Origin of the sequence: Pseudoalteromonas sp. Z1A6, from assembly GCF_011378745.1 — a bacterium.
Lineage (GTDB): Bacteria > Pseudomonadota > Gammaproteobacteria > Enterobacterales > Alteromonadaceae > Pseudoalteromonas > Pseudoalteromonas arctica.
On the sequence record NZ_WTKW01000237.1, the window covers coordinates 1 to 6,672 of the forward strand.

The following is a 6,672-nucleotide window of genomic DNA, read 5'->3' on the forward strand; positions in this document are numbered from 1 at the left end:
ATTCGGGCTTTTTTACGTCTGTAGAAAAGTGAAATGCGCGCAATTAAAACACACTCACATCAACACCCATCACGTAGGGCGGGCGAGCATAGCGACTCCCGACGCTAGAATCACAACAAAATCCCTCAATATCTTAGTCGGCCAATACAGTAGCATTTACTACGTGACTCTCCACCGCTGTGGGCACTATGACATTACACAAGCTTCACATTGTAGAAAGCCCGGATCTAACGGTTCGGGCTTTTTTACGTCTGCAGAAAAGTGAAATGCGCACAATTAACACACACTACATCAACACCTATCACGTAGGTCGGGCGAGCGCAGCGACTCCCGACGCTAAAATCATGAAAAATCTCCGCTCAGCAATGAATGCGCAGCATTTTCACTATGACTCTCCACCGCTGTGGGCACTATGACATTATACAAGCTTCAAATTGTAGAGAGCCAACATCTAAAAGTTCGGGCTCTTTACGTCTGCAGAAAGTAAAATGTGAACCAATAACGAACAATCAATGCCATAACATCATCGAGTAATTGCATTAAATACCTTCATGATGAAACTAAACCCGAAAGGTTCTCGTTTTTGAAAAGTGTAGTAAGGTTAAACGTAGGTGAATAGCGTACTACTTATTTAACTATCTTAATTCATATTTAATCTTTTTTACTTTCTATAAAAGCTAATTACTCTCATTTCCTTAGATAACAAATTTAATTTTGCTTTGTTACTGTCTTTGATTTAGGATCAAATCAGTTTAAAACCAAGAACTAACAGCCTGTGTATAGATTATTAATTAGCGCCATATCCATTTTATTTTGTTTTTCTGTGTCGGCAGTTGAAGTAGCTGATCTATATCAAGATATTTTAAAAGTGGATGACAAAACACGAGACACTCGATTAGCTGCGAGTCGTAAAGCTTTGCTCAATGTTTTAGTGAAAGTAAGTGGTGATGAAACTGCGGATCAAAATAAATTAGCGCAGCAACGTACTAAAGATATTTCTGATTATATGCTTAAGTTTGAATATGACGAGAGAGCAAATGGACAATTGAAACTCGTTGTTAAATTTGAAGCTCGAAAGATCAACGCGCTAATCAAAGAGTTAAACTTACCTTTATGGGGAGTACAACGCCCATTAGTCGCAATATGGTTAGGTATTGAAGACAATTGGCGCAGAGAATTAGTAACACAAGAAAGTTACCCGCAATTAGAGCAGTTAATTTATGACAAAGCAGGACGCCGTGGTCTGCCTGTCGTTGTGCCATTACTTGATTTACAAGATAGACGTTTAGTAGGTATTCCTGAGGTATGGGGTAACTTTTCAGAACCAGTAGAAGAGGCCTCTAGACGATACAGTGCTGAGCGAAGTATTACAGCAAGAATGTATAAAGAAGCGGATAGCGAAAATTGGATTTTAGATTGGCGTTTTACTAATGATGATCAATTTGATTCAAATAGATTAACGGGCGATAAGCAGCAAATAGTGAGTCAAATGATTGATACCTTAGCTCGAGGCCTTGCAAGCGAGTACGCTATTGATCCAAATGCTTATTATGAACAAGCCGCGGCCACGCTAACATTAAAAGGCACGCAAAGTTTTGTTGATGTTGAATTAGCAAAACAAAGATTATTGAACTTAAGCGTTGTTACGCAAGTTAAAATTGTTCGTAAAACACCAGAATTTGTAGAATTTAAACTAAACCACACTGGTAACCTAAGCGATCTTAAAAAAGGGTTAGGGTTAGACTCCTCATTTAAAGATTATGAGGATCCACGCGCTTTTTATCATGTTGTTGATAAAAATAGCTTAGAGTATCAATGGATAACGCCATAATGCTAACTTCTGAGCCGATGCAAATGGCATTACCGGTTACCTTGCCGGATGACGAAACATTTGCATCGTACTTTGGTGGGGAAGATTCGTTAGAGGTTAACCATTTAAAAGATAGCTTTTCGAAGTTAGCTAAAAAGTTTCAGTATACTTATTTATGTGGGTTAGGTGATTCGGGTAAGTCTCACCTTTTGTATGCAACCTGCATTAAAGCACAAGAGCGTGGCTTATCTAATATGCTGCTGTCTATGCGCGAAGTAATTGACTTTGGACCTATGGTATTAGACGGTTTAGAAGCGCTTGATGTTCTATGTATTGATGACGTGCATCTAGTTGCAGGCAATGATGCATGGGAAAAAGCACTATTCAACTTTTTTAACCGGTTTAACGAACCCGGAAAAATGTTAGTAGTAACTGCCGATTTACTTCCTAGCATGCTTAATATCTCGCTGCCTGACTTAGAGTCTCGCTTAACGTGGGGAACAACCTTTCAAATTCGTTCTATGAGTGACGACGATAAAGCACAAGCACTTGTTAAGCGCGCTCATATGCGCGGCCTTGAATTAAGTGATGAGTGTGCACGCTTTTTACTAACCCGTTTAAGCCGTGATATGCGTGCTTTATTAGATGTACTCGACAAATTAGATCATGCATCTATGGCAGCACAGCGAAAATTAACTATTCCTTTTATAAAATCAACGTTAAAGCTGTAGTAGGTCTAGAATCTAGACCCTTCTTTCAGTTATCATAAGCTATTATCAGAGCGTGTTTACCTTTCCTGATTGGAATTTGTTTAACTTAAGAGTGCTTTAATCGCGTCGTGAGGGCTTTAGCGTAGTATTTATATGCGAAACCCGAACAACAAAGAACGTAGCCTCCGAGATAAACACTTCAAACTGCATGTGTTTGGTCTTTATTTAGCGTTATTGCATCATTTATGTAGGAAACTACAGTCCAATGCTTAACCTTATTTAATAACCAACCACACTGTTGTAAAGCAATCTTGAAAGGCCAACACGCTCTTAAGCAATCACCTTCTGTGAAAGATCAGGTATCGAATGAACTTAGAAAACATATTAGCGCAAGCACTTGAGGCGGTAGCCAGTGCCAGTGAAATAGCGCAGTTAGAAGATATCAGGGTTAATTACCTTGGTAAAAAAGGCGAAATCACTAGCTTACTTAAAACGTTAGGTAAAATAGCACCTGAAGAACGTAAAGAAGCAGGCCAAGTTATAAACCAAGCTAAACAAGATGTACAAGCTGCTATCAACGAAAAGCGTGAGTTGCTAGCAAGTAAAGCACTTGAAGAAAAACTAGCTGCTGAAACTATAGATGTAACTCTACCAGGGCGTGTTATGCCTACTAGCGGTTTACACCCAGTTACGCGCACTATTGAGCGCATAGAAAGCTTTTTCGGTGAGTTAGGTTTTGAAGTTAAATCTGGTCCAGAAATCGAAGACGATTTTCATAACTTTGATGCGCTAAATATTCCAGAGCACCATCCAGCACGTGCTGATCATGATACCTTTTATTTCAATCCTAAATTAGTACTACGTACACAAACAAGTGGCGTGCAAATTCGTACTATGGAAACTGAGCAGCCGCCACTGCGCATTATTTCACCTGGACGCGTATACCGTAACGATTACGACCAAACACATACACCTATGTTCCATCAGGTTGAAGGTTTAATGGTTGATACCGATGTTAGCTTTACTGAGCTAAAAGGTATTTTGCATGATTTTTTACGTAACTTTTTTGAAGAAGATATGGAAATTCGTTTCCGTCCTTCATTCTTCCCATTTACAGAACCTTCGGCTGAAGTAGATGTTATGGGTAAAGACGGTAAGTGGTTAGAAGTACTAGGCTGCGGCATGGTACATCCAAATGTACTTAAGTCTGTGGGCATTGACCCAGAAAAATACACCGGCTTTGCTTTTGGTATGGGTGTAGAGCGTTTAACTATGTTGCGCTATGGCGTAAACGATTTGCGTGCATTTTTCGAAAATGACTTAAAATTCCTGAACCAGTTCCGTTAAGAGTGAAACAATAAAATGAAATTTAGTGAAAAGTGGTTAAGAGAGTGGGTTAATCCTGCTATTGATACGCAAGCTCTTTCGGAACAGCTTTCAATGGCTGGTCTAGAAGTTGATGGCGTTGAGCCTGCTGCTGCCAAATTTAATGGCGTAGTTGTAGGTGAAGTTGTTGAATGTGGACAACACCCTGATGCAGATAAACTGCGTGTTACCAAAATTAACGTAGGTGGCGATGAGCTACTTGATATCGTGTGTGGTGCACCAAATTGTCGTTTAGGTATTAAAGTTGCTGTTGCAACTGTGGGCGCTGTACTGCCTGGTGACTTTAAAATTAAAAAAGCCAAACTACGCGGCCAACCTTCAAACGGAATGCTATGTGCTTTTGTTGAGCTAGGTATTAGCGAAGAAGGCGACGGCATTATGGAATTGCCAAGCGATGCACCAGTAGGCACTGATTTACGTGATTACCTAGGTCTTGATGATAATATTATAGATGTTGATTTAACACCAAACCGTGGTGACTGCTTAGGTATAAAAGGTCTAGCACGCGAAGTAGGCGTTTTAAATAGTATTGACGTAAACGTATTAGATATTCCAGCTGTTACTCCAACAATTGATGACAAAGTATCAATTGAGCTAGTTAATGAAGATGCATGTCCTCGTTACCTTGGTCGTGTGATAAAGGGCATTAACCTTGATGCAGAAACACCGCTTTGGATGGTTGAAAAGCTACGTCGCAGTGGCGTACGTTCAATCGACCCAGTAGTTGATGTTACTAACTATGTATTACTTGAACTTGGTCACCCAATGCACGCGTTTGATTTAAATGCGATTGAAGGTGGTATTAAAGTACGTAGTGCAAACGCAGGTGAAGAACTTGTTTTATTAGACGGTAACACCGCTAAATTAAACGACACAACACTTGTGATAGCCGATCATAACAAAGCACTTGCAATTGCAGGTATTTTTGGTGGTGAGCAATCAGGTGTTACAGATAAAACATTTGATATATTACTTGAAAGCGCATTTTTTAATCCTGTAGCAATTGCAGGGCAAGCACGTAGCTACGGTTTACACACTGATGCTTCACACCGTTATGAACGCGGTGTTGATTTTGCTCTACAATATGATGCAATGGAACGTGCAACAGCACTTCTTCTTGAGATTGTAGGTGGTCAAGCAGGCCCTGTAGTTGAAGCTGTTGCGGCTGACAAACTACCAAAAGTGACTGAAGTACGTCTTCGTCGTGCACGTTTAGACCGTGTTATTGGTCATCATATTGAAGATGCTAAAGTAACAGATATTCTTACGCGTTTAGGTCTTGATGTTAAAGTAGAAAATGAAAGCTGGAGTGCGGACGTACCAAGCTACCGTTTTGATATTCGCATCGAAGAAGATTTAATTGAAGAAGTAGCACGTGTTTACGGTTACAACAGCATTCCAAATGTTGCACCAACTGCAAAACTTAAAATGACGACACATAACGAAGCAACTATTGCACTTAGCAAGTTCCGTAATACGTTAGTGACTCGTGGTTACCAAGAAGCAATTACATACAGCTTTGTAGACCCTAAAGCACAAGCTATTTTACACCCAGAGTGTAAAGCAATGGTATTACCGCACCCTATTTCAATTGAAATGTCAGCGATGCGTGTAAGTTTAATGCCGGGTTTATTAGCGTCTGTAGCGTATAACCAAAATCGCCAACAGCCTCGCATTCGTTTATTCGAACATGGTCTTAAATTTATAAGCGACGAAAGTGCAGAAAATGGTGTTTACCAAGTACCGGTTATTGGCGGCGTTATTACGGGTCTTGTAAATGGTGAACATTGGGTTGAAGAAAAACGTAACGTTGATTTTTACGACCTAAAAGGTGATGTTGAAGCCTTACTTGCAATTACTAATGACGTTACTCGCTTTGAAATTAAAGCCGAGCAGTCAGATGGACTTCACCCTGGTCAATCAGCTGTAATATATGTTGATGGCAAAAAGGTTGGTTTTTTTGGTGCTTTACATCCTCAAGCTCAAAAGTCGTTAGATATCAACAACGCAACTTTTGTTTTTGAAATTGAAATGTCAGCAATAGAAAAAAGAAATTTACCGCAAGCAGAAGGGGTGTCTAAATTCCCTTCAAATCGCCGCGACATCGCGATTTTAGTGGCAGACAGCGTTAAATCTGGCGACATTTTAAGCGTGATCGAAAAAGTTGGCGGAAATCAATTGGTTGACCTAAACTTATTCGATGTGTATAAGGGCAAAGGTATTGAGCCAAATTATAAGAGTTTGGCGATTGCTCTAACACTGCAAGCGGTTGATAGAACACTCGAAGAGAAAGATATCAATCTAGTAGTTGATAACGTGGTGGCCGAATTGGCCGAACAGTTTAATGCATCGTTGAGGGACTAGATATGGCGCTTACTAAAGCCGACATAGCTGAACACCTATTTGAAAAGCTCGGGATCAATAAAAAAGATGCCAAAGATTTAGTTGAAGCGTTTTTTGAAGAAATCCGCTCAGCGCTAGAAAAAGGCGAGCAGGTTAAGCTCTCTGGATTTGGTAACTTTGATCTTCGAGACAAAAAAGAAAGACCAGGCCGCAACCCGAAAACAGGCGAAGATATTCCTATTTCGGCACGTCGCGTGGTGACTTTTCGACCAGGTCAAAAGCTTAAAACCCGCGTAGAAGTGGGCACAAGCAAAGCAAAATAAAAAAAGGCAGCGTAAGCTGCCTTTTTATTTGCCTGAATAACCTAGTTATTAAATTATACCAACCTGCATAAATCTTTGATCAATTTAACGAATTAAATTG

Annotated in this window: 5 protein-coding genes; all 5 read left to right on the forward strand. The window is 40.0% G+C overall.

Translation table 11 applies throughout. The features are described from left to right. Positions 1–775: 775 nt before the first annotated feature. Positions 776–1,831, forward strand: coding sequence for a DUF2066 domain-containing protein (locus GQR46_RS14160; protein ID WP_024593071.1), 1,056 nt, complete (start codon positions 776–778; stop codon positions 1,829–1,831). Beyond that, on the forward strand, positions 1,831–2,541 hold the full coding sequence (gene hda / locus GQR46_RS14165; protein WP_007580342.1) for a DnaA regulatory inactivator Hda: 711 nt from the start codon (positions 1,831–1,833) through the stop codon (positions 2,539–2,541). The genes GQR46_RS14160 and hda overlap by 1 nt, the downstream gene beginning before the upstream one ends. Positions 2,542–2,886: 345 nt before the next feature. Further along, the gene (gene pheS / locus GQR46_RS14170) at positions 2,887–3,867 is read left to right on the forward strand and encodes a phenylalanine--tRNA ligase subunit alpha (protein WP_165741284.1); all 981 of its coding nucleotides are present in this window, start codon (positions 2,887–2,889) and stop codon (positions 3,865–3,867) included. 15 nt (positions 3,868–3,882) lie between these two features. Next, positions 3,883–6,270: a phenylalanine--tRNA ligase subunit beta gene (pheT, locus tag GQR46_RS14175; RefSeq protein ID WP_165741285.1), complete on the forward strand. Its 2,388-nt coding sequence runs from the start codon at positions 3,883–3,885 to the stop codon at positions 6,268–6,270. Between the two features lie 2 nt (positions 6,271–6,272). Further along, the gene (gene ihfA / locus GQR46_RS14180; protein WP_002960690.1) at positions 6,273–6,572 is read left to right on the forward strand and encodes an integration host factor subunit alpha; all 300 of its coding nucleotides are present in this window, start codon (positions 6,273–6,275) and stop codon (positions 6,570–6,572) included. Positions 6,573–6,672 lie beyond the last annotated feature (100 nt).